The 23,080-nt window shown below is 69.8% G+C and carries 19 protein-coding genes; 13 read left to right on the forward strand and 6 right to left on the reverse strand.

Annotated elements, in window-relative coordinates; all coding sequences use genetic code 11:
* Positions 1 to 460: 460 nt before the first annotated feature.
* From ACU6P3_RS24575 to ACU6P3_RS24605, 7 genes are all read left to right on the forward strand, one after another.
* Positions 461 to 1,459 carry an ABC transporter permease gene (locus ACU6P3_RS24575; RefSeq protein ID WP_344285148.1) on the forward strand — a complete coding sequence of 333 codons (999 nt, stop codon included), beginning with the start codon at positions 461 to 463 and terminating at the stop codon, positions 1,457 to 1,459.
* Between the two features lie 46 nt (positions 1,460 to 1,505).
* The gene (locus ACU6P3_RS24580; RefSeq protein WP_447194144.1) at positions 1,506 to 3,263 is read left to right on the forward strand and encodes an ABC transporter substrate-binding protein; all 1,758 of its coding nucleotides are present in this window, start codon (positions 1,506 to 1,508) and stop codon (positions 3,261 to 3,263) included.
* A gap of 147 nt (positions 3,264 to 3,410) precedes the next feature.
* Complete coding sequence (locus ACU6P3_RS24585; RefSeq protein ID WP_447194145.1) at positions 3,411 to 4,421, forward strand: ABC transporter permease; 1,011 nt, start codon at positions 3,411 to 3,413, stop codon at positions 4,419 to 4,421.
* Positions 4,418 to 5,548, forward strand: coding sequence for an ABC transporter ATP-binding protein (locus tag ACU6P3_RS24590; protein ID WP_447194146.1), 1,131 nt, complete (start codon positions 4,418 to 4,420; stop codon positions 5,546 to 5,548). The genes ACU6P3_RS24585 and ACU6P3_RS24590 overlap by 4 nt, the downstream gene beginning before the upstream one ends.
* A complete protein-coding gene (locus ACU6P3_RS24595) occupies positions 5,545 to 6,771 on the forward strand; it encodes an ABC transporter ATP-binding protein (protein ID WP_447194147.1) in 1,227 nt (408 codons plus the stop codon). The genes ACU6P3_RS24590 and ACU6P3_RS24595 overlap by 4 nt, the downstream gene beginning before the upstream one ends.
* 155 nt (positions 6,772 to 6,926) lie before the next feature.
* The gene (locus tag ACU6P3_RS24600) at positions 6,927 to 7,826 is read left to right on the forward strand and encodes a thioesterase family protein (RefSeq protein ID WP_447194148.1); all 900 of its coding nucleotides are present in this window, start codon (positions 6,927 to 6,929) and stop codon (positions 7,824 to 7,826) included.
* A gap of 108 nt (positions 7,827 to 7,934) precedes the next feature.
* Entirely contained in the window at positions 7,935 to 9,098 is a 1,164-nt protein-coding gene (locus ACU6P3_RS24605; RefSeq protein ID WP_447194149.1) for a cysteine desulfurase family protein, read from the forward strand.
* Positions 9,099 to 9,146: 48 nt separating this feature from the next.
* Here ACU6P3_RS24605 and ACU6P3_RS24610 read toward each other — a convergent pair whose 3' ends face one another.
* The gene (locus ACU6P3_RS24610) at positions 9,147 to 9,797 is read right to left on the reverse strand and encodes an N-acetylmuramoyl-L-alanine amidase (RefSeq protein WP_447198059.1); all 651 of its coding nucleotides are present in this window, start codon (positions 9,795 to 9,797) and stop codon (positions 9,147 to 9,149) included.
* A gap of 301 nt (positions 9,798 to 10,098) precedes the next feature.
* Between ACU6P3_RS24610 and mnmA the strand changes: the two genes are divergently transcribed.
* Complete coding sequence (gene mnmA / locus ACU6P3_RS24615; RefSeq protein WP_447194150.1) at positions 10,099 to 11,232, forward strand: tRNA 2-thiouridine(34) synthase MnmA; 1,134 nt, start codon at positions 10,099 to 10,101, stop codon at positions 11,230 to 11,232.
* 225 nt (positions 11,233 to 11,457) lie between these two features.
* Here mnmA and ACU6P3_RS24620 read toward each other — a convergent pair whose 3' ends face one another.
* From ACU6P3_RS24620 to ACU6P3_RS24630, 3 genes are all read right to left on the reverse strand, one after another.
* On the reverse strand, positions 11,458 to 13,128 hold the full coding sequence (locus tag ACU6P3_RS24620) for a hypothetical protein (RefSeq protein ID WP_447194151.1): 1,671 nt from the start codon (positions 13,126 to 13,128) through the stop codon (positions 11,458 to 11,460).
* Positions 13,125 to 13,724, reverse strand: coding sequence for a hypothetical protein (locus ACU6P3_RS24625; protein WP_447194152.1), 600 nt, complete (start codon positions 13,722 to 13,724; stop codon positions 13,125 to 13,127). Before ACU6P3_RS24625 ends, ACU6P3_RS24620 begins: the two co-directional genes overlap by 4 nt.
* Positions 13,725 to 13,856: 132 nt before the next feature.
* On the reverse strand, positions 13,857 to 14,612 hold the full coding sequence (locus ACU6P3_RS24630) for an NPCBM/NEW2 domain-containing protein (RefSeq protein ID WP_447194153.1): 756 nt from the start codon (positions 14,610 to 14,612) through the stop codon (positions 13,857 to 13,859).
* Between the two features lie 293 nt (positions 14,613 to 14,905).
* Here ACU6P3_RS24630 and ACU6P3_RS24635 point away from each other — a divergent pair, with 293 nt between their 5' ends.
* From ACU6P3_RS24635 to ACU6P3_RS24650, 4 genes are read left to right on the forward strand one after another with little or no spacing between them, the layout of a single operon-like run.
* A complete protein-coding gene (locus ACU6P3_RS24635) occupies positions 14,906 to 16,177 on the forward strand; it encodes an AAA family ATPase (protein ID WP_447194154.1) in 1,272 nt (423 codons plus the stop codon).
* The gene (locus tag ACU6P3_RS24640; RefSeq protein WP_447194155.1) at positions 16,174 to 17,061 is read left to right on the forward strand and encodes an RloB family protein; all 888 of its coding nucleotides are present in this window, start codon (positions 16,174 to 16,176) and stop codon (positions 17,059 to 17,061) included. Before ACU6P3_RS24635 ends, ACU6P3_RS24640 begins: the two co-directional genes overlap by 4 nt.
* Before the next feature lie 41 nt (positions 17,062 to 17,102).
* Entirely contained in the window at positions 17,103 to 19,712 is a 2,610-nt protein-coding gene (locus tag ACU6P3_RS24645; RefSeq protein WP_447194156.1) for a type I restriction-modification system subunit M, read from the forward strand.
* Complete coding sequence (locus tag ACU6P3_RS24650) at positions 19,702 to 20,943, forward strand: restriction endonuclease subunit S (RefSeq protein ID WP_447194157.1); 1,242 nt, start codon at positions 19,702 to 19,704, stop codon at positions 20,941 to 20,943. Before ACU6P3_RS24645 ends, ACU6P3_RS24650 begins: the two co-directional genes overlap by 11 nt.
* Before the next feature lie 31 nt (positions 20,944 to 20,974).
* Here the strand turns inward: ACU6P3_RS24650 and ACU6P3_RS24655 are convergent, their stop codons facing one another.
* Together ACU6P3_RS24655 and ACU6P3_RS24660 are read right to left on the reverse strand one after the other, a co-directional pair.
* Positions 20,975 to 21,172, reverse strand: coding sequence for a DUF397 domain-containing protein (locus ACU6P3_RS24655; protein ID WP_447194158.1), 198 nt, complete (start codon positions 21,170 to 21,172; stop codon positions 20,975 to 20,977).
* A 13-nt stretch (positions 21,173 to 21,185) separates the two neighbouring features.
* Positions 21,186 to 22,037: a helix-turn-helix domain-containing protein gene (locus tag ACU6P3_RS24660; protein WP_447194159.1), complete on the reverse strand. Its 852-nt coding sequence runs from the start codon at positions 22,035 to 22,037 to the stop codon at positions 21,186 to 21,188.
* Positions 22,038 to 22,352: 315 nt separating this feature from the next.
* Here ACU6P3_RS24660 and ACU6P3_RS24665 point away from each other — a divergent pair, with 315 nt between their 5' ends.
* Positions 22,353 to 23,039 (forward strand): ATP-binding protein, encoded by a 687-nt coding sequence (locus ACU6P3_RS24665; protein WP_447194160.1) that lies wholly within the window; start codon positions 22,353 to 22,355, stop codon positions 23,037 to 23,039.
* Positions 23,040 to 23,080: the final 41 nt, after the last annotated feature.

The raw sequence follows: 23,080 nt of genomic DNA on the forward strand, positions 1-23,080 counted from the left end.
TTTGAGCCGCGTCCCGACCCGCACACCGCACCCGTGCGCCGATGGTCCGGACCACATGCCTCGGGCACTCACGGCGGCGACGCGATGGCTGGGCGTCACGTAAAAGGTCGTCAGGTGCGGTAATTCGCCCCTTTTTCAGGCTCTCTGGAAGTATCTGCGCCCGATGTTTGATGTGGGGGAATAGTGGCCGGGTTGGTCCGCTGACGTGATTTCCACGTCCGCATAACGGTAATCCTCTGATCGCATCACGGTTGGGCAACCATTCCCCGTGAGGGCTGGCGGGTGATCGCGCCGTGGCAGAAGACTCCGTCAAGCAAGTTGTCCCGGCCTTGTGTGCGACGCGCTGACAGAACACAGTTCCCGCCGTGGTGGGGTCACTTGCTCCACACGGACAGCGAACGAGCCGCTACAGCGGCGGTCATGGGCCGGCCACCGTCGGCCGAGAGGGGTCTCCAGCGTAATGACGGCACCTATCGAGACCACCGGGTCGGCGGCCACGGCGCAGCCGGAAGCGGTCCTGGAGGGCGCCGGGAGCAAGCAGATCGAGGGCCGCTCGCTCGGCCGGATCGCGTGGACGCGGTTCAAGCGGGACAAGGTCGCCATGGCCGGCGGCGTGGTCGTGGTCCTGCTGATTCTCGTCGCCGCGCTCTCCAAGCCGATCCAGGCGGTCTTCGGGCTCGACCCCAACGCCTTCAACCAGGATCTGGTCGATCCCACCCTCCTGGCCCCCAAGGGCAGCTTCGGCGGCATGAGCTGGGACCACCCGCTCGGCGTCGAGCCGCAGACCGGCCGCGACATCCTGGCCCGCATCATCGAGGGCTCCTGGGTCTCGCTCGTGGTCGCCGCCGGCTCCACGCTGCTGTCGGTGGTGATCGGCGTGATCATGGGCGTCGTGGCCGGCTTCTACGGCGGCTGGGTGGACAGCGCGATCAGCCGGATGATGGACACCTTCCTGGCGTTCCCGCTCCTCCTCTTCGCGATCTCCATCTCGGCCTCCCTCCAGGGCAACGCGTTCGGCCTGGAGGGCCTGCCGCTGCGGATCGCCGTGCTGATCTTCGTCATCGGCTTCTTCAACTGGCCGTACATGGGGCGGATCGTGCGGGCGCAGACGATGAGCCTGCGGGAGCGGGAGTTCGTGGAGGCGGCCAGGTCGCTGGGCGCGCGCGGCCCGTTCATCCTCTTCCGCGAGCTGCTGCCCAACCTGATCGCGCCGATCCTCGTCTACTCGACACTGCTGATCCCCACCAACATCCTCTTCGAGGCGTCCCTGAGCTTCCTCGGCGTCGGCATCGCGCCGCCGCAGGCGTCCTGGGGCGGCATGCTCTCCACCGCGGTGGACCTGTACCAGGTCGACCCGATGTTCATGATCATCCCCGGCATGGCGATCTTCGTCACCGTGCTGGCCTTCAATCTGCTGGGGGACGGGCTGCGTGACGCGCTCGACCCGCGTGGCAAGTAATCGCGGCCCTGCCGCAACCGGTCAACCGAGGGGGCTTTCCTCAGAGATGAACAACAGAAAGACGGCATCGGCCATCGCCGTGACGCTCGCGTTGGCCCTGGGTGCCACCGCCTGCGGGAGCAGCGACAAGGACAGTGACGGCAAGGGGGGCGGCTCCGCCAAGGCCGACGCCGGGCTGACCGGCATCGTCAACGCGTCGGACAAGAAGGGGGGCACGGTCACCTACGAGCACTCCAGTGGCCCCGACTCCCTGGACCCGGGCAACACGTACTACGGCTGGGTGCAGAACTTCTCCCGGCTCTACGCGCGTACCCTGGTCACCTTCAAGCCCGCCCCGGGCAAGGAGGGCCTGCAGGTCGTCCCCGACCTCGCGACCTCGCTCGGCAAGGCCAGCCCCGACGCCAAGACCTGGACGTACACGATCCGCAAGGGCGTGAAGTTCGAGGACGGCACGGAGATCACGGCGAAGGACGTCAAGTACGCCGTCGAGCGCTCCAACTTCGCGCCCGAGGCCCTGTCCAACGGCCCCACGTACTTCAAGGCCTACCTGGAGGGCGGCGACAAGTACAAGGGTCCCTACAAGGACAAGTCCGAGGCGGGCATCAAGTCCATCGAGACCCCGGACAAGTACACGGTCGTCTTCAAGCTGGCCAAGCCGTTCGCGGACATGGACTACCTCGCGGCCTTCTCCCAGACGGCCCCGGTGCCGCGGGCGGCCGACAAGGGCGCCGAGTACGTCCAGAAGATCGTCTCCTCGGGCCCGTACAAGTTCGACTCGTACAGCGAGAGCCGGGGCGCGACCCTGTCGCGCAACCCGCAGTGGGACCCGAAGTCGGACCCGATCCGCAAGGCGCTGCCCGACAAGATCGAGCTGAAGTTCAACGTCAACGCCACCACGGTCGACGAGCACCTGCTGGCCGACACGAGCACGGCGGACATCGCGGGCACCGGCCTCCAGTCGAAGACGCAGCCGAAGGTGCTCGTCAAGCCCGCCGAGAAGGCCAAGACGGACAACCCGTACGCGGGTGCCACGCAGTACCTGGCGCTGAACGTCAACGTCGAGCCGTTCAACAACGCGGACTGCCGCAAGGCCGTGCAGTACGCCGCGGACAAGGCCGGCATGGTCAACGCCATCGGCGGCGAGGTCAAGGGCGAGGTGGCGACCACGCTGATCCCGCCGTCCGTGAGCGGGTACACGAAGTTCGACACGTACCCGACCGCGGGTGGCAAGGGCGACGCGGCCAAGGCCAAGGAGCACCTGACCAAGTGCGGTAAGCCGAACGGCTTCAAGACCGTGCTGACCGCGCGCTCCGACCGTCCCGACGAGGTCACCGCCGCCACCCAGCTCCAGGAGAGCCTGAAGAAGGTCGGCATCACCGCCGAGATCAAGACCTTCCCGGCGGACAAGTACTTCACCGACTTCGCGGGCTCGCCCAAGTGGGTGCACGACAACAAGGCCGGCATGATGATGATGGCCTGGGGCGCCGACTGGCCGTCGGGCTTCGGCTACCTCGACCAGATCGTCAACGGTTCGGCGATCAAGCCCTCGGGTGGCACCAACCTGATGGAGCTGGACGACCCGAAGATCAACAAGGCGCTGCAGGACGGCATCGGCACCATCGACGACGCCCAGCGCCAGGCCAAGTGGGGCGAGGTCGACAAGCTGGTCGCCGAGAACGCCTCCGTCGTGCCGCTCTTCTACAAGAAGAACCTGCTCTACCGTCCCGAGTCCGCCACCAATGTGACGGTCGCCGAGGCGTACCTGGGCATGTACGACTACGTGCTGATGGGCTCGGCCAAGTAAGGGCCGGCTCGGCCGGTAACGGCCGTCCCGTCATCACGTACCTCTCGTAACACGCACCTGTACATCAATCAGCACCCCCCGAAAGGCAGGTGAAGGTGTCGGGTCGCGCGGGCGTATCCCGCCCGCGCGACCCGACACCGCACGGCTGTGGCTGCGTACATCATCCGACGCGTCTTCGCCGCGGTGTTGCTGCTGCTGGTGGTCAGCGCAGTCACGTTCGCGATCTTCTTCCTGGTCCCCCGCCTCGGCGGGCAGACCGTCGACTCGCTGGCCGCCCAGTACGTGGGCAAGGGCGCCGATCCCGACGCCATCGCCGCGATCAAGAAGAACCTGGGGCTCGACCAGCCCGTCTACCTCCAGTACTGGCACTTCGTCAAGGGCATCGTGGTCGGCGCCGAGTACAACTTCGGCCCCAACCCCTCGGTGTGCAACGCACCGTGCTTCGGCTACTCGTTCAAGACGCACGTCGAGGTCTGGCCGGAGATCCTCCAGCGCGTCCCGGTCACGCTCTCGCTGGCCATCGGCGCGGCGGTCGTCTGGGTCCTGTCCGGTGTCGCCATCGGCGTGCTCTCCGCGCTGAAGCGGGGATCGATCTTCGACCGCATCGCCATGGGTGTCGCCCTGGCCGGTGTCTCGCTGCCGATGTTCTTCACCGGCATGGTCTCCATGGCCCTGTTCGCCTTCCACTGGACGATCTGGGAGGAGCTGACGTTCGTCCCGTTCACCGAGAACCCCGGTGAGTGGGCCTGGAACCTGATCCTCCCCTGGTGCACGCTCGCCTTCCTGTACTCCGCGCTCTACGCCCGGCTCACCCGGGCCGGAATGCTGGAGACGATGGGCGAGGACTACATCAGAACCGCGCGGGCGAAGGGCCTCAGGGAGCGCCAGGTGGTCGTCAAGCACGGCCTGCGCGCCGCGCTCACGCCTCTCGTCACCATCTTCGGCATGGACTTCGCGCTGCTGCTGGGCGGCGCGGTCATCACCGAGACGGTCTTCTCCTTCCAGGGCATGGGGCAGTACGCCATCCAGGGCGTGACCCGCAGCGACCTGCCCATCGTCATGGGCGTGACCCTGGTCGCCGCCTTCTTCATCGTTGTCTGCAATCTGCTGGTGGACCTCGTGTACGCCGCGATCGACCCCCGGGTGAGGCTCTCATGAGCGACGTGCGCAAGACGGACACGGACACCGGCGAGGGAACGGACACCGGTACGGGCGCGGGCGCGGGCTCGGAGACGGCCGCCGCGAAGCCCGCGGGCGCCCCCTCCGACGCGTTCCTGTCCGTACGGGACCTGCGGATCCACTTCGACACCGACGACGGCCTGGTGAAGTCCGTCGACGGCGTCAGCTTCGACCTCAAGGCCGGCCAGACCCTCGGCGTCGTCGGCGAGTCCGGCTCCGGCAAGTCCGTGACCTCCCTCGGGATCATGGGCCTGCACAACTCCCAGCGTGCCCGGATCTCCGGCCAGATCTGGCTGGACGGCGAGGACCTGGTCGAGGCCGGCCCGGACCGGGTGCGCGAGCTGCGCGGCCACAAGATGGCGATGATCTTCCAGGATCCGCTGTCGGCCCTGCACCCGTACTACAGCGTCGGCGCGCAGATCGTGGAGGCGTACCGCGTCCACAACGCCGTCGACAAGAAGACAGCGAAGAAGCGGGCGATCGAGATGCTCGACCGGGTCGGGATCCCCGAGCCGGCCCGGCGCTTCAACGACTACCCGCACCAGTTCTCCGGCGGCATGCGCCAGCGCGCGATGATCGCGATGGCGCTGGTGAACAACCCCGAACTGCTGATCGCGGACGAGCCGACGACCGCGCTGGACGTGACCGTCCAGGCGCAGATCCTCGACCTGATCCGGGACCTCCAGAAGGAGTTCCACTCGGCGGTCGTCATCATCACCCACGACCTGGGCGTCGTCGCCGAGATCGCGGACGAACTGCTGGTGATGTACGCGGGCCGGTGCATCGAGCGCGGCTCCGCCGAGAAGGTCTTCTACCAGCCCCAGCACCCCTACACCTGGGGTCTGCTGGGCTCCATGCCCCGGATCGACCGGGAGCAGACCGACCGGCTCGTCCCCGTCAAGGGCACCCCGCCCAGCCTGATCAACGTCCCGTCCGGCTGCGCCTTCCACCCGCGCTGCCCGTACGCCGACGTCCCCAAGGACAACATCACCCGCACCGAGCGTCCGGAGCTGCGGCTGGTCACGGACGGACACCACTCCGCGTGCCACATGTCGCCCGCGGAGCGGGAACGGATCTGGACCGAAGAGATTGCGCCGAAGCTGTGACTGAGCCGAAGAAGACGATTCCGCAGCAGGGGGCCCGGGGCGGCGACCAGGACGGCGGCCGGGACACGGTCGAACCGCTGCTCAAGGTCACCGGCCTGGTCAAGCACTTCCCGATCACCAAGGGCGTCCTCAAGCGCAAGGTGGGGGCGGTCCAGGCGGTCGACGGGCTCAGCTTCGACGTACGCCCCGGGGAGACGCTGGGCGTCGTGGGCGAGTCGGGCTGCGGCAAGTCGACCATGGGCCGGCTGATCACCCGGCTGCTCGAACCGACCGGCGGCAAGGTCGAGTTCGAGGGCCGGGACATCACGCACCTGTCCGCGGGGGCGATGCGGCCCATGCGCCGCGACGTCCAGATGATCTTCCAGGACCCGTACGGTTCGCTGAACCCGCGCCACACCATCGGCGGGATCGTCGGCACCCCCTTCAAGCTCCAGGGCATCGAGCCCGAGGGCGGGGTGAAGAAGGAGGTCCAGCGGCTGCTGGAGCTGGTGGGCCTGAGCCCGGAGCACTACAACCGCTACCCGCACGAGTTCTCCGGCGGCCAGCGCCAGCGCATCGGCATCGCCCGCGCCCTGGCGCTCAACCCGAAGCTGGTGGTCGCGGACGAGCCGGTCTCGGCGCTGGACGTGTCGATCCAGGCGCAGGTCGTGAACCTGCTGGACGACCTGCAGGACGAGCTGGGCCTGACGTACGTGATCATCGCGCACGACCTCTCGGTCATCCGGCACGTCTCGGACCGGATCGCGGTGATGTACCTCGGCAAGATCGTCGAACTGGCGGACCGCACCTCGCTGTACGAGTCGCCCAAGCACCCGTACACGAAGGCGCTGCTGTCGGCCGTGCCGGTGCCGGACCCGAGCCGGCGCGGGGGCAAGAGCGACCGGATCCTGCTCAAGGGTGACGTGCCGTCGCCGATCTCGCCGCCGAGCGGCTGCCGGTTCCACACCCGGTGCTGGAAGGCGACGGAGGTCTGCCGGACGACCGAGCCGCCGCTGATCCAGCTGGCACCGGGCCACCAGGCGGCCTGCCACCACCCGGAGAACGCGCCCGAGCAGGCGCCCGGGGCGGGCGGCGCGGGCGCGCGGGAGACGGTGGAACTGGCGGAGGCCAAGGAGTCCCCGAAGGCCGAGAAGTCCACGAAGGCCGAGAAGTCCACGAAGGCCGAGGGGGACACGAAGGCCGAGGAGACCGAGGCGTCCGACGGCGGGAGTGGTGGCGAGTAGTCGCCAGTCGGGCGGGCGCGCGGTCGCTGCGAAGATCGAGGGCCCGTGGGTCCGGTGTTCACACACCGGACCCACGGGCCCTCGCCGTATGCGTCACATGATGTTCATCAGCCTAAGCTACCGCTCAGTAAAGCCGTGTTGTAGCGTGTTCTGCCATGGCACAGACATCCAGCGCCCCGACGTCGGTCACCCACGCACCGGTCGGTGAAGGCGAGTTCGACCGGAGCACGGTCGTCACCCGTCGTGAGACCGTGGAGAACGCGGCGGGAGAGAACACGGCGAGGGAAGGCGTGTACGACACCGACCTCTCGCCGGGCTGGACGGTGGCGAACGTCCTGAACGGCGGTTACCTGCTGGCCGTCCTGGGGCGCGCGCTGGCGGACGCGCTGCCGCATCCCGACCCGTTCGCGCTCTCCGCGCATTACCTGTCGCCGTCCGTACCGGGGCCCGCCGTCATACGGACGCAGACGGTCCGTGCCGGGCGCACACTCGCCACCGGCCAGGCGTCGCTGTTCCAGACGGGCGAGGACGGCCGGGAGGTCGAGCGGATCCGGGTGCTCGGCTCGTACGGGGATCTGGCCGCCCTGCCCGACGACGTACGGACATCGGCGACCCCGCCCGTGATGCCGCCGCCGGAGCGGTGTGTCTCGCCCGACGACGGTCCGCCGCTGCCCGGCGACTTCGCGTTGGCCGGCCGGCTCTCGCTGCGGCTCGACCCGGCCACCGTCGGCTGGGCGCTCGGCGAGCCGTCGGGCCGGGGGGAGGTACGGGCCTGGTTCGACTTCGCGGACGGGCGCGCCCCGGACCCGGTCTCGCTGCTGCTCGCGGTGGACGCGCTGCCGCCGACCGCGTTCGACCTCGGCCTGCTGGGCTGGGCCCCGACGGTCGAGCTGACCGTGCACATCCGCTGCCGCCCGGCACCCGGCCCGCTCCGGGTGGCGATCACGACGCGCAACCTCGCGGGTGGCTTCCTGGAGGAGGACGCGGAGGTCTGGGACAGCGCGGACCGGCTGGTGTGCCAGTCCCGCCAGTTGGCGCGGGCACCGCGCGCCTGAGCCGACGGGGCGGCGAGGGCGGCGGCCGGGGGCCGGGCGGGCCCGGTCCGGGGTCCCGGCCACCGGCGGCGTCACCGTGCGCGTACGGCTCGTAGAATCGGGATCACCATGGCTTACCTCGACCACGCAGCGACCACTCCGATGCTGCCGGAGGCGATCGAGGCGATGACCGCCCAGTTCGCCCGCGCCGGCAACGCGTCCTCGCTCCACGCCGCCGGGCGCCGGGCCCGCCGCACCGTCGAGGAGGCCCGCGAGACGCTCGCGGCGGCTCTCGGCGCCCGGCCCAGCGAGGTGGTCTTCACCTCCGGCGGCACGGAGGCCGACAACCTCGCGGTGAAGGGCCTGTACTGGTCGCGCCGCGCCGCCGACCCCGCCAGGACACGAGTGCTGGCCAGCCCCGTCGAGCACCACGCCGTCCTCGACGCCGTCGACTGGCTCGGCGAGCACGAGGGCGCGACCGTCGAGTACCTGCCCGTGGACGCGTACGGCAGGGTACGGCCCGAGGCCCTGCGCGAGGCGATCGAGCGCGACCCGGACAGTGTCGCCCTCGCCACCGTCATGTGGGCCAACAACGAGATCGGCACCATCCTGCCCGTGCCCGAACTCACAGCGGTGGCAGCCGAGTTCGGGGTGCCGACGCACTCGGACGCGGTCCAGGCGTTCGGCCAGACCGAGCTGGACTTCGGCGCCTCGGGGCTCGCCGCCATGACCGTGTCGGGCCACAAGATCGGCGGGCCGTACGGCATCGGCGCGCTGCTGCTCGGCCGTGAGCACAGCCCCGTACCCGTACTGCACGGCGGCGGCCAGGAGCGGCACGTGCGCTCCGGGACCCTCGACGTCCCCGCGATCGCCGCCTTCGCCGTCGCGGGCGAACTCGCCGCACGGCGGCGCGCGGACTTCGCCCGGGACATCGGGGCGCTGCGGGACGAACTGGTCGAGGCCGTCCGGGCCGCCGTGCCGGACGCGGTCCTCGGCGGCGACCCCGAGCACCGGCTGCCCGCCAACGCGCACTTCAGCTTCCCCGGCTGCGAGGGCGACTCCCTGCTGCTCCTGCTCGACGCGCAGGGCATCGAGTGCTCGACGGGCTCCGCCTGTACGGCCGGGGTCGCCCAGCCGAGCCATGTCCTGCTGGCGACCGGCAGCGATCCCGAACTGGCCAGGGGCACCCTGCGCTTCTCGCTCGGCCACACCACCACCAGGGCCGACATCGAGGCCGTGGCGAAGGCCATCGGCCCGGCGGTGGACCGCGCCAGGAACGCCGGGCTGAGCTGAGTACGCGGGTCGAGCCAGTAAGAGGTCGCGCGGACAGGCGGGGCGGGCCTACGTCGCCCCGGGGGCCGTCGCACCGTCCCGGGGGAGTCGCACCTCCCGTACGAGCTTCAAATACCGGCCCCAGTCCCAGTGCGGCCCCGGGTCGGTGTGGTCCGTGCCCGGCACCTCCACATGGCCGACGATGTGCTCCCGGTCCACCGGTATCCCGTACCGCGCGCAGATCCCGGCCGTCAGCTCGGCCGAGGCGCGGTACATCGCGTCCGTGAAGGATTCCGGCCGGTCCACCCAGCCTTCGTGCTCGATGCCGATCGACCGCTCGTTGTACGGGCGGTTCCCCGCGTGGTACGCCACGTCCAGCTCGCGGATCATCTGCGCCACCTGGCCGCGCTTGCCGACCACGTAGTGCGTGGCGGCGCCGTGCGTGGGGTTGCGGAAGACCTGCTGCGCCACCTCGTAGCTGCCCTGGACGACATGGACCACCACGCGGTCGATCGTGTAGTCCTCCGGGCGGTCCGCCCGGCGGTAGTTGGCCCGGGAGGCCGCGACCCACTGGGCGCCCGCGTGGTCCAGCTCGCCCTCCTTGCGCGGCTTCTCCACGCCCGGTATCAGGTACCAGTACCGCTCCAGCTCGTCACGGGCCGCCACACCGCCGCCGACCACCGCGGCGGCGCCGCCGATCAGCACCGCCCGGCGCCCGATCCGCCGCCGGCCGTCCGCGGGCGCACGCCGCCGGCCGCCCCGGCCGCCGCCACCGGAGCGGCTCCCGCCGGGGCCGCTGTCGCCCGGGCCGCCGACGGTGCCCCCGAGGCCGTGACCACCGGCGAATCCGCCGTCGGCGCGGCCGCCGGCAGCGCTGTCGGGCCCGGCGGCCGGGCCGCCGGCAGCCGTCGCGCGGGTGGCCGGGTTCATCCCGGCGCGCTCGTCCACGTGCTCGTCCATATGGACGACAACGCATACTCACACGCATGTGGTTCCCTCCGGGCCGTACCCTGGTGGAGCTATGACTGAGAACTCCCAGCGCCCCCTCCGTGTCCTGGCCGCCATGTCCGGCGGCGTGGACTCCGCCGTCGCCGCCGCCCGCGCCGCCGAGGCGGGACACGACGTCACCGGAGTGCACCTGGCGCTCTCCGCGAACCCCCAGTCCTTCCGCACGGGCGCGCGGGGCTGCTGCACGATCGAGGACTCCCGCGACGCACGCCGGGCGGCCGATGTCATCGGCATCCCCTTCTACGTGTGGGACCTCGCCGAGCGCTTCCGCGAGGACGTCGTCGAGGACTTCGTCGCGGAGTACGAGGCGGGCCGCACCCCGAATCCCTGCCTGCGCTGCAACGAGAAGATCAAGTTCGCCGCGCTCCTCGACAAGGCGCTCGCGCTCGGCTTCGACGCCGTGTGCACGGGCCACTACGCGACGATCGTCACCGGCCCGGACGGCGCCCGGGAGCTGCACCGCGCCAGCGACATGGCCAAGGACCAGTCGTACGTCCTCGGGGTGCTGGACGAGCGGCAGCTCGCGCACGCGATGTTCCCGCTCGGGGACACGCTCACCACCAAGGACGAGATCCGCGCGGAGGCGGAGCGGCGGGGCCTGGCCGTGGCGAAGAAGCCCGACAGCCACGACATCTGCTTCATCGCCGACGGCGACACCCAGGGCTTCCTGGCGAACCGGCTGGGGAAGGCCGAGGGCGACATCGTCGACGAGTCCGGTACGAAGGTGGGCAGCCACGACGGCGCGTACGGCTTCACCGTCGGCCAGCGCAAGGGCCTGCGCATCGGCCACCCGGCCGCCGACGGCAAGCCGCGCTACGTGCTGGACATCTCGCCCGTCGACAACACGGTCACGGTCGGCCCGGCCGCCTCGCTGGACGTCACGGCGCTGACGGCCGTCAAGCCCCGCTGGTGCGGCACCGCCCCCACGGGCCCCGGCGCCTACACGGCCCAGCTGCGCGCCCACGGCGGTGAGACCGCGGTCACCGCGGAGCTGCGGGACGGCACGCTCCACGTCCGCTTCGCGGAGCCGGTACGGGGAGTGGCCCCGGGCCAGGCGATCGTGCTGTACGACGGGACGCGCGTGGTCGGCTCGGCGACGATCGCGACGACGGAGCGGAGGACGCGGGCGCGGGCACTGGCGGGGTGAGGCGGGGGCGCGGTGGGTGAACCCAGGGGAGCCGCGTGACGGCGCGGTGGCGTCGAGTGCGACGTCACGCTCCCTCGGAGAGCCAATGAGCGCGCACACAGTCGCACTCGACGCCTTGCCCTTCACCGGCCGGGGCGGCCCCGTGCACCAGCGCCGCCGTCCCACCGGGGTGGTACCGGTCTTCTTGGGCCCGAGCCCCTCGGGACCGGTCTCGCGGCACCGGCCCTACTCCACCGCGTCCCCGGCGTCCGGCGCCACCGGCCGTCCTCGCCGCGCCCGGCCCCCGGCCCCGGCCCGGATCAACAGGGGTGCGGCGACGGCGACCAGTACCACGACCACCAGCACCGGTACGGAGTCGAACGTCTCGACGACCGAGACGGCGATGTCCCGTCCCGGCGAGCCGGACAGACAGAGGGGCACGGCCCGGTTCTCCTCGGCAGCGCAGCCGAGACGAACCCCCTGGAGCCGCGCGGCCCACGTCCACAGCAGGGCGAACAGCCAGCCGCCCACCACGGACACCGCCGGTACCGTCAGGGTCAGGAACGCCGGCATACGGGTCGCGCCCGGATCGGTGCGGTGGTGGAGCGCGCCGAGCGCGGTGGTCCAGGCGCAGAGCAGCAGCAGACCGCAGAACAGGCCCGCCAGGAGCAGCGGGTCCAGCGGGTACCCGGCCTCGCTGAAGCCGGACACCTGTGTGAACAGCGCCAGATGACTGCCCCCGACCACGCCTACGGTCAGCACGCCGGCGGTCGCCACGAGCCGTCCCGGGCCGGTGCGCCCGGCGTACCAGTGGTGCCGCCACAGGGCGAACGCCAGGAAGAGCGTCAGCGGCAGTCCGACGGCCACCCCGGTCATCAGCGTGGTGGCCGGTTTCCCCGCGGCGTCCGCGGTGCGCCGGAGCATGTCCTGGAGGGTCTCGAAGAGCACCCCGGCGACCGTCGCCCCGAGAAACAGCCGGCCGGGCGACGACGCCAGGATCCGATCCGGTGCCAGCGCCACACCGAGCCGCTCCGCGCCGAGGGGATGATGCCGCAGCCAGGCCCCGAGCCGGGCGGTGCCCTGCCCGGCCACACCGCCCCGCACCGCGGCGATCAGCGCCTCGCGGTCCGCCGCGCCGCCGCGCAGATCGGCCTCGTGCTCGCGCAGCCGCAGGAACGCGCGGGCGATCAGCTCGCCGAGCAGGGTGAGCAGGACGACGCGTGAGACGGCGGCCAGCAGGTCGGACGCGGTGGCGCCGTTGCCGTAGCCGAGGTCGAGGATCACGGTGAAGAGGGCGAAGGCGCCGGCGTACACGTTCGACCAACGCAGCACGGTCACCATGAAGTGCAGCCACAGGTCCCGCGCCTGGAGATGCGCGAGTTCGTGCCGGACCACCACGTCGAACACCCGGCGCGCGGACCCGCCCTTGTCGTGCATCGCCAGCAGTTCGGGGCCGAGGACCAGATGGGGCCGGCCGGGCGGCCCGGCGACGTGGGCGCCCGCCCGCAGCCGCTGTCCCACCAGCAGCGTGGGCGACGCGGGCAGCGCGGCGGCGGCGACCAGCGCGCGTACGGTCTCCGCCGCTCCCCGGAAAGGGCTCGTCTCCAACGGCACGTGCCGCCGGATCCGCAGCCGGGAGGCGAACGCGAATCCCGCGATGCCGGGGAGCAGTACCTGGACGAGGACGGTGAGCGTGCCGGTGAAGACGGCTCCCGCGTCCTTCGGACAGGAGGCGACCAGATTGCCCGCCGCGTAGGAGGCCCCTGAGCAGTCCACCGGGGCCCGCGATTCGGCCAGCCAGCGGGCGAAGAAGAAGTCGCCTGCCAGCACGCTCGCCGCGAGCAGCAGGAGGAGCAGAGTGAGGTCGGAGGGGAAGGCGCGGACGTCGACCCGCCCGTCCGCGTCGTGGCGCGTCACCGAGGTGACCCCGGTAACGCCCCGGGGTTGGGGTCCGCCGCGTTCCGGCCGTCGCGCGCCGTGCGCTCGTGGTCCCTGTTCTCCCCCCGCTCCCCGCTCTCCTCGCGCAGCAGGGCCAGTTCTCCCACCACGGCGTCGGCGAGCACCGCCGCCCGGTCCGGGCCCACGCCCAGCGCCTCGGCCTTGGCCCGTACGGCGTCGCGTACGGCGCCGAGCCGGCCGGGGGCCAGCTCCGCCACGGGGACACTGACCGCGGCGCCGCCGGTCCGGGACCCGCGCCGGAACCGGTCCAGGAGGGAGCCGGTGAGCCGGGCGCCCTGGTTGGTCAGCTCGGCGGCGGCCCCCTGCGCGAGCGCCCCGAGAGCCCATCCGGTGACCACCACGACGGTCGGTGTGAGCGCACCGGCCAGGTCGAGCCCCGACGCCAGCGGGGGCCCGCCACGCCCCCGGCCAGGCGCCGCCCGGCCGCCGAACGACGGATCGTCCAGATACGGCTGGGCGATCAGCTCGAACGAGGCCGTCTCGTCGGGGGCGAGCCGCTCCACGACACTGCGGGCGAGTTGAGCGTGCGAGATGGCGACGGCTGCGTCACGCATCGGCGACTCCTCGGGGTACGGATGGCCGGTCGCCGCGGTGGGCGCGACACGGGTACGTTCCGGAGCGTATCGCCGAGGAGCTGTCCGTAACCGGTGGTTCGTGGCATGTGCTCCGGCAGGGCGAAGCCCGGATCAGGAGTGGAGCGCGGCGTCGGCCGGCCCGACGACGAGTCTGTCGCTTTCGCCGCACTCGCCGGTGGAGGTGATCCGGAGTTTGACGACACCCGTCACGTCCACGGCCACGGCGCGCGGCCGGTTGATCTCCGCGTTCACGGCCTTCCGGTTCACGCCGTCGCCCTGGATCGTCACGTTGATCACTTCGGCCACACCGTTGTCGTCCAGTCCGACGGTGAACGTGAGTGACGTGTACCGCTCGTTGATGCTGTAGTCGATGGGGGCTCCGGAGCAGGGCAGGGCCAAGACCATGGCACTCTCGTAGGAATTGGACCCCATGGTCACCGATCGGAGGGTGAACGCGTCGCCGCCGCCCACCGGGGAGAGATCGGTCAGCGGCACGGAGCCCGAGGGCAGCGGCGCCGGAGCAGGCGGCTTCGCCGTGCCGTCGTTGTCGGAGCCGGACGCGGGCGGGGCGGGCGCTGTCACCGTGACCGTCGCTGTCGCCGTTGCCGTCGTGGCGGGTGGCGCGGTCTGCGCGGTGGGCGAGTCGACCACCGCCGGCAGGCCGAAGAAACCGAGCAGCACACCGGCCACGGCCGCCAAGGAGGAGATCAGCGCCGCGACGTCACCCAGCTTGCGGCCGGGGGACGGCGGTGCCGGATCCGGCACCGGTGCCGGGGGAACCGGCGGGACCGGCACGGGGCCGGTCGAGGGGGCGGGGGGATCCACGGGAACCGGCGGTATCCCGCTCGGTGGTAATGCCTCGCTCACGTTCTGCCCCCTTCAGACGCGGCCGGATCGCTCCATAGTGAACCCGATCGCACCCCGGAGAAACAGGGCATCGCAGGGAAATGCTCGCGTCTCGGGCGGTGCGTCGTAACCGGCGGTTCGTGGCATGTGCTCGGGGCGGGACCCGGCCCGCCGGCCGGTCGTCGCCGCGGCTCGAGCCCGCCGAGATGATCAGCGGGCTGGCAACGGATCACCGCTCGTCATAGGCTGCGGGTGCGGAACGTCCGCATGTACGGCACGAGGGACGAGACGTTCGGTCCCATCAGGAGGTCGAAGTGCTCCTGCGATTTCGGGTGGCCAACCACCGCTCGATTCGCGACGAGCGCGAGCTGTCGCTGATCGGCACCGCGCTGGGCGACGGCGCGGCTCGTGACAGCGGTCTGCGACACGACGGCGCCGAGGTAGCGGCTCTTCCCGTGATCGGTGTCTTCGGCCCGAACGCCTCCGGCAAGACGAACCTCATGAGCGCGCTGCGCGACATGCGCGCGGCGGTGCGGACCTCTTTCGCCGACTGGACGAAGACGCCCGGAGTCCCCAGGAAGCCCTTCAAACTCGACCCCGACAGCGCGGACGAGACCAGCCTCTACGAGGTCGACCTCACTCTCGGGCGCACACCCGTCCGTTTCACCTATGGCTTCGAGCTCTCCGACGACCGGGTGGAGGCCGAGTGGCTGCACGCCTATCCACGGGGCGAACGTGAAGTCTGGTTCGACCGGGAGGCCGACAGGCCGGAGGAGGAGGGGGGCGAGTTCGTCTTCGAGAGTGACGGGTTCACCGGCCAGCGCGAGGTCCTGACCAAGCTGACCCGGCCCGACGCGCTGTTCCTCTCCACCGCGGCCACGCTCAACGACCCGCAACTGTCCGCCCTGCACCGCTGGTTCATGGACAACCTGTGGCTGGTGACCCCGGGCGAGGACGTCGTCCACCGGACCAAATGGACCCAGGATCTCCTGACGGACGCCGGCTCCAGGAACGAATACGCCGATCGGATTCTGCGGCTGCTGTCCGTGGCGGACCTGGGCGTCACCGGCATCGAGGTCGACCGTGAGACGGGCGCGATCCGGCTGCGGCACCGCACCACGGACGGCGCGGATGTGCCGCTGGAGTTCCTCACCGAGGAGTCGTTCGGCACGCATGCCTGGTTCGCCTTCCTCGGACCGATGCTCACCGTGCTCGATCGGGGAGCCGTACTGCTGGTGGACGAGCTGGATTCGAGCCTGCACCCCACACTCGCGGCGGAAGTCGTGCGCATCTTCCAGGACCCACGGGCCAATCCGAAGAACGCCCAGCTGATCTTCACGACCCATGACGCGACCCTGCTGGGCAGCGAGGTGCTGGACCGGCCTCTCGGCCGCGACCAAGTGTGGATCACGGTGAAGGGCCGGTCGGGTGCCACCGACCTCTACCCGCTGACAGCGGCGCACCCGGCGGACGGCGAGAACCTGGAACGCGGCTATCTGCGCGGCCGGTACGGGGGCGTGCCGCGCGTGAGTGCGGGCGAGATCGCCCGCGAAGTGTCCTGGCAGGAGGCGAAGGCGACAGCGTGAGCGGGCAGCAGGAACAGCGCCACGGCGGTCAGCCGCAGGGAACCGGGAAACGGAAGGGCAAGCGCCGGAGCAACAAGGACGAGGCGCAAACACTTCTCCCGCCCCCGCCGCCACCGCCGGACGAATCCCGCGCGGAGCGCGTGCTCTACGTGGGCTGCGAGGGGGAGTCCACAGAACCGGACTATCTCAACCACCTCAAGGCCCAGTTCGGGGACGGCAGCGGTTACGAGGGGCAGCGGTTCCGTATCCAGCCCGTCTATGTCAAGAACGGCATGACACCCGCCGAGGTGGTCGCCTCCGTGCGTGGTACGGCGAAGGAGGACGAGGCCTGGGCGCTCTTCGACCGCGATCAGCACCATGACATTCCGAAGGCACTTGCGGAGGCCGCCGAGGAGTCCACGGAGGTCTGCTTCTCCCATCCCTCCTTCGACCTCTGGCTGCTGTTGCACTTCCAGGCATACGGCGGACGGCAGAGCGGCGATAGCAAGGACATCGTGGACAAGCTGCGCAAAGCCCACCCGGCGTTCAAAAGGTTCGACAAGCGGAACGACAAGAGCATCAAGGACGACCGATGGGCCGCTCTGAGCGACAAGGACGCCCTGAAGGCCGCCGTGGCCCATGCCAAGAGTCTCGTCACGCAGTGCGAGCACGGTTCGTGCAGCGGGAACAACGGCAAGACGTACGCGTACGACCGGGACAAGCCGGCGAAGTCCACCGAAGCCTGGGCCGCCCGCTCCGGACACGCTCTCGACTGCCCGGTGCTCGGGCGTGATCCGTCGACCGATGTGTGGCGGCTGGTGGTGAGTCTCGGTATCGTTCCCGACTCCACACGCTCGGTGACGGGACGGGGACACGGTTACCGTCACCAGACCTCGGGCGTCTAGGCTGCCGTAGCACTCCGGTCCCCGTCGTACAAAGGAATCGCGTGGCCAGAATCACCCTGCCCGAGCTCGAACGGCACCTCTTCTCGGCCGCCGACATCCTGCGCGGGCGGATGGACGCCTCGGAGTACCGCGACTACATCTTCGGGATGCTGTTCCTGAAGCGGGCGTCCGACGAGTTCGAACCGGAGTGGGAGCGGGAGTACGCGGCGGCACTGGAGAAGACGGGCGATCCGGTCAAGGCCCTGAAGCGGGCGGACAACCCCGAACGCTACACCCGGGTCTTCTACGTGCCGCCCAGGGCGCGTTGGTGGAAGCGCGCGCACGTCCTCGACCCTGAGAGCCCCGACGTCACCGTGCCCGGTGTCGGGCAGCTCACCAGCCAGGTGGGAGAGGCGCTGGACAAGGCGCTCGTGGCCCTTCAGGACGGCAACACACGGCTGGCCGGCGTCACCTCACACATCACGTTCAACGAGGTCGTCGGCACCAAGCCCCGGTTCACCAACTCCGAACTCCGCTCGCTGATCCGGCACTTCAGCCTCTACCGGCTGCGGAACGAGGACTTCGAGTTCCCCGACATGCTGGGTGCGGCATACGAGTACCTGCTCGGCCGGTTCGCCGACTCCGCCGGCCAGAAGGGCGGCGAGTTCTACACGCCGCGCTCGGTCGTCCGCATGATGGTACGACTGGTCGATCCCCAGCCGGAGGAGTCCGTCTACGACCCGTGCGCCGGATCCGGGGGCATGTTGATCGCCGCGCGGGAGCACGTCGAGGAACACGGCCACGACCCGGAACAGCTCGGGGTGTACGGGCAGGACAAAAGCGGGCCGTCCTGGGCGATGGCCAGCATGAACATGGTCCTGCACGGCATTCGTATCTTCGAACTGGAGCATGGCGACACCCTGACGGAACCGCTTCACCTGACCGGGGACAACCGGCTGCGGAAATTCACCAAGGTCCTCTCGAACCCGCCGTTCTCGCTCAACTACGACGCGGGACTGGTGGCCAAGGCCGACCAGGACCACGGCACCCGGATGCGGTGGGGCTGGGCCCCGGAGAGCAACAAGAAGGCCGACCTGATGTTCGTCCAGCACATGGTGTCGGTGCTGGAGGAGGACGGTGTGGCGGCGATCGTGATGCCGCACGGAATCCTGTTCCGGGGCGGCAAGGAGCGGGACATCCGCGAGGGCCTGCTGCGGGACGACTGCATCGAAGCCGTGATCGGTCTGGGCCCGAACCTCTTCTACGGGACCGGTATCCCTGCGTGTGTCCTGGTCCTGCGACCGCCGCACCGCAAGACCGGGGACCGAAAGAGGAAGGTCCTCTTCATCAACGCGGACCGTGACTACACGGCGGGCAGAAACCAGAACGAGCTGGGTCCCGAGCACGTGGAGAAGATCGTCACGGTCTACCACGGCCGGCGTCAGATCCCGGGCTACTCACGTGAGGTGGAGACGGCGGACCTGCTCGGGGCGGAGGCCAACCTCAACATCCGCCGCTGGGTGGACAACTCGCCACCGGCCGAGACGCAGGACGTACGCGCGCACCTGTACGGCGGGGTGCCGGTGGCCGAGGTCGAGACCAAGCGGAAGCTGTTCACGGCGTATGGCCTTGAGGCGTCGGCGTTGTTCGCCGAGCGGGACGACGACCCGGAGTACTACGACTTCTTGGAGGAGGGGCCGGAAGCTACGGCGAACCGCATCCCGGCTCTCACTCTGGAGCGGGAGACGCGGCTCTGGGACGCGTACGGGACGTGGTGGGCGGAGCAGGAGCCACGATTCGCGGAACTGGTGGCGAACCGGCGGCTGATGGAGTTGCGCGGTTCGCTGGTGAGCGGTTTCACCGGTGCGGTGGGAGGGGCCGGTGTCCTGGACGAGTACCGCACGGCCGGAATCATGGCCGACTGGTGGACGGCCAACAGGTACGACCTGAAGGCTCTGGCGGCCGGCGGTTACAGCCGGGTACTGGAGGGCTGGGTCGACTCGGTCGAGGCGATCGTCGATCCCGCGTTGCCACCGACGGAGGAGGGCGACGCTCCCGCGAAGAAGCCCTCGGTGTCCGGAGCGGACCGCCGCCGTGCGATGGACCACCCGGTGGTACGCGCGCTGATCCCGGAGTTCCTGGACGAGGTGGCCGCCGCCGACAAGGCGGTGACGGAGGCGGACGCGGCGCAGCGGACGGCGGCGGAGGAACTGGCAGAGGCGAAGCCGGCGCCGGTGTCCGAGGACGCTGACGACGCGGCAGGCGCCGACGGCGCGGAGGAGCCGGGCGAGGGCGGTGAAACGGCGGAACCGGCGTCGCCGGAGGAAATCACCCGCCTGGAGGTGGCTCTCGCCCGCCGGAAGCGGGAACTGACGGCGGCCAAGAAGAAGCGCAAGGCGCTGGACGACCGTTTCCTCAAAGACCTGCGCGCGGCGGCGGACGTCACGAACGCGGCGGATGGCGAGGCGAAGCAGGTGGTCCTGACGGTCCTGGACGGCGACCTGTCCGGCCGCCTGGTCGCGGCGGTCGCGGCGGGGCGGCGAGAGCTGGTGGCCGTCTTCCGTCGGTGGGCGGAGAAGTACGAGGTGTCGCTGGCGGCGCTCGAGGCGGAGAGCGAGGGGGCGGCGGGGGAGCTGACGGGGTGGCTGAAGGAGCTGGGTTATGCGCGGTGAGGCGGTCGAGGTGGGCGGGGAGCGCTCTTGGCCGACCGGGTGGCAGCGGCTCAAGCTCGCCGACGTAGGGCGGTGGCTGTCCGGCGGCACGCCGAGCACGTCGAATGAGGCCTACTGGGGTGGTGACATTCCCTGGATCAGCGGCGCGAGTATGAAGGACTTCCATATCAAGGAGTCCGACCGTCGGCTGACACCACTTGGCGCGAAGAACGGCTCTCGCCTCGTAGGTAAGGGCACCACGCTTTTTGTGGTGCGAGGGATGAGCCTCAAGTCAGAATTTCGAATCGGTGTGACGCAGCGGGAGGTGGCGTTCGGGCAGGATTGCAAGGCGGTGATTCCGAAGGACGGGATTGACCCGCATTTCCTGGCGTACGCCATCCGGGTCCGCACACCTGAGATCCTTCGTATGGTGGAGGAAACCAGTCACGGTACGGGGCGGCTCGATACGTCGCGGCTTCAGGAGCTGGAGATCGGTGTCCCCGCGATGGCGGAGCAACGCCGGATCGTCGCCGCGCACGCCGCCTTCGAGCGGCGTATCGCCGCGCTGCAAGGGGTCCTGGGCAAGCTGACTGCAACCGAAAGTGCGCTGGCTAGAGCAGCGTTGGCACAAGAGGACATTGACCGTTGGGAGCAGGTCCTTTTGCAAGCGGTTGCATCTGTCGCAGCCGGCGTCACTCTGGGGTCTGAACCAGTTGGGGACGGCACCGTCGAACTGCCGTATCTGCGCGTGGCCAATGTGTTGGATGGGCGAATCGACACCACTGACGTCAAGAAAGTGCGGATTCTTCGCTCACGTTATGAGCGGTTTGCTCTGTGCAAAGGTGATCTACTTCTGACTGAAGGTGGCGACCTCGACAAGCTCGGTCGTGGCGCGGTTTGGGACGGTCGCCTCGACTCATGTCTTCATCAGAACCATGTCTTTCGGGTTCGATGCGGGGAGCGTATTTTGCCGGACTTTCTCGCCTTGTGCACGGCATCGGCTGAAGGGCGGGCTTATTTCCAGCGCGTCGGCAAGCAGACAACGAACCTTGCGTCGATCAATTCGACGCAAGTGAAACAGATGCCGGTCCCCTTGCCCGGTGTTGAGGAGCAGAAGCGCATCATCGCGCCGATCCAGGCGATTCGTTCGCGTCGGACGGCACTGGAGCGACAGATCGCGAAGCTGCGGACCGTGCAACAAGGCGTGGTCGAAGACCTTCTCCGCGGGGCGGTGCGCCTTCCGGCGGCGTGAGCCGGAAGGCGGCTGCAAGTGAGCCAAGACGTCAGACGGACGGATGGGTCAGCCGAGTCTTGAGTTCCTGTATGAAGGTGCTGAAGGCCGTCCGGCTGGTGGATACGGTCCGATTCGGCCGCGTGCTGTCCCGAAGCGCTACGAAGCCCTGCCCCCTCGTGGTCACCTCTACACAGTTGTTACCCGAAGCCTCGGAGTATGAGGACTTCTGCCACTTCGAGTCAGCCAACGCGGTCTACCTCTTACAGATCTCCGGCGATTCCAAGGATAAGGTCCCTCGACTGGCTTGGAGTCAACGCCACTTGTTCCACCGCGTCCAGTCGTGCGCCGAAGTTGACCAGTTGCGTGGGGGAGTCGAAGTAGACGGCGCCGATCGGTGAGTCCACCTGAACCGTGTCGAGATGGTGACTCGCTCCTGCGGCGTACATGACGGAGTCGCCGGCCATGGGGAAGCCGCCGGATGCGAACGGGATCACCAGAAGCGTCACGTTGGGACGCTCGCTCTCTTCCAGCAACTGGTGCAGCTGCGTCTTCGCCACCTTTCGGCCGCCCACCTGCATCCGCAGCGCGGACTCATGGATCAGACCTTTGTACGGCACGGACCTGGGAGCGGCGATGACCGCGCGGCGGGCCATGCGCTGTGCGATGCGCAGTTCGATCTCAAGCCGGGGGAGCGCCGGCATGAACAGGTCGAAGAGCGCTCGCGCGTGATCTTCGGTCTGGAAGATGCCTGGTAGATGCGCCGTTTGTAGCGTCCGAAGCCCCGAGGCGTAGTGCTCCAGTTCGGATACGTCGAGAAAATCCGGCGGAATCTTTCCGCGATACTCGTCCCACCAGCCGGCCTTCCGGCCGCCGGTCATGGACGCCAGCGCATCGACGAGCGTGGGGTCGCCGCATTCGTAGATGCTCGCCAATCGGCGTAGTCGCTCCTCGCTGATTCCGAAACGGCCGGCCTCCACGTTGGAAATCGTTGTGCGGTCGGTGCCCAGCAGGTCAGCTGCCTTCGGGGCCGACAGGCCGGCAGCCTCTCGAAGCCGACGAAGCTCGGTGCCGAAGCGGCGCTGCCGGATCGTCGGTGCTTGACGTGGTGCCATGCTCCCTCTCTTCATGCGTGGTCAGGGCCCGGCAGAGCCCGACGACTTCTGTCCACTCAGGGGCAGCGATTCAACCCGTTGATGTCACCCAGGTCTCACGGGTTGAAATATACGCTACAGTCTGAAGCGATCCAATTGCTGTGTGTCACTGGAAGCGCACCGGTTCCCCCTGCCCGCCCGGGACGGCAGGGCCCGTACCGGCATTGCCACCGTCGACGCCGGGTCGTACCCGCGCACCGCGCGACTCCCGCACCCGCCCCGCTCAACTCCACCCACCCATCTCACGTCACGTACTCGCACCCCAGGAGGTGCCTCGTGAGCAAGAACAGGCAACAGCGACAGGAAGCCGGTCCGGTGCCCTCACCGAGCCCCGCCCCCGCCACCGCCGCCACTCGCACCGAATTCCAGGCCGCACCCGTCCCCGGCCCCGACACCGACGGGCACACCCCTCGCCCTCACCCCACCCCCATCCCCTTCGCCGACCCCTGGCACTACGAACTCCGCTTTCCCTGCGACCCGCGCGGGCCCCGCATCGCCCGTGCCACCCTGCGGGCCGCCCTTGCCGCGCATGGTCTGACCGAGCTGACGTACCGCGCCGAGCTGTTGGCGTCGGAGCTCACCACCAATTCCGTTCGTCACACCATGGGGCCGGCTTCCATCCGGCTGCACTGGCTGTTCCCCGTGCTCCGCGTCAGCGTCTGGGACATGAGCCCCGACCTGCCCCAGCCCCTCCGCGCCACACCGGACGCCGACTCCGGCCGAGGGCTGGCGATCCTCGACCTCGTCGCGGACCGATGGGGCGGGTGCGCCATAAGGGAAGGACCGTACGGCCCCGGCGGTAAGACCATCTGGTTCGAACTCGCCCTCACCGTGGACCCTTCGCCGCCGCTCGGTGACGGGCCCGAGCCCGGGGCCGACCTCGTCGGCGCCGCCGCTCCGCATCCCTGCCCCTGCCATACGCCTGACATCGGTCCGAGTGGGGGAGCGGCACTCGTCGCCTGAACCGTGGACCGGCCCTCGCCTTTTGGCCTTGCCCCACTCCC

Source organism: Streptomyces hebeiensis (assembly GCF_052983195.1).

What these genes read in the sequence shown, in the direction of transcription:
- ACU6P3_RS24575 (WP_344285148.1), top strand. Translation starts at nt 461, where the DNA reads ATGACGGCACCTATCGAGACCACCGGGTCGGCGGCCACGGCGCAGCCG.
- ACU6P3_RS24580 (WP_447194144.1), top strand. Translation starts at nt 1,506, where the DNA reads ATGAACAACAGAAAGACGGCATCGGCCATCGCCGTGACGCTCGCGTTG.
- ACU6P3_RS24590 (WP_447194146.1), top strand. Translation starts at nt 4,418, where the DNA reads ATGAGCGACGTGCGCAAGACGGACACGGACACCGGCGAGGGAACGGAC.
- ACU6P3_RS24600 (WP_447194148.1), top strand. Translation starts at nt 6,927, where the DNA reads ATGGCACAGACATCCAGCGCCCCGACGTCGGTCACCCACGCACCGGTC.
- ACU6P3_RS24605 (WP_447194149.1), top strand. Translation starts at nt 7,935, where the DNA reads ATGGCTTACCTCGACCACGCAGCGACCACTCCGATGCTGCCGGAGGCG.
- mnmA (WP_447194150.1), top strand. Translation starts at nt 10,099, where the DNA reads ATGACTGAGAACTCCCAGCGCCCCCTCCGTGTCCTGGCCGCCATGTCC.
- ACU6P3_RS24625 (WP_447194152.1), bottom strand. Translation starts at nt 13,724, where the DNA reads ATGCGTGACGCAGCCGTCGCCATCTCGCACGCTCAACTCGCCCGCAGT.
- ACU6P3_RS24650 (WP_447194157.1), top strand. Translation starts at nt 19,702, where the DNA reads ATGCGCGGTGAGGCGGTCGAGGTGGGCGGGGAGCGCTCTTGGCCGACC.
- ACU6P3_RS24660 (WP_447194159.1), bottom strand. Translation starts at nt 22,037, where the DNA reads ATGGCACCACGTCAAGCACCGACGATCCGGCAGCGCCGCTTCGGCACC.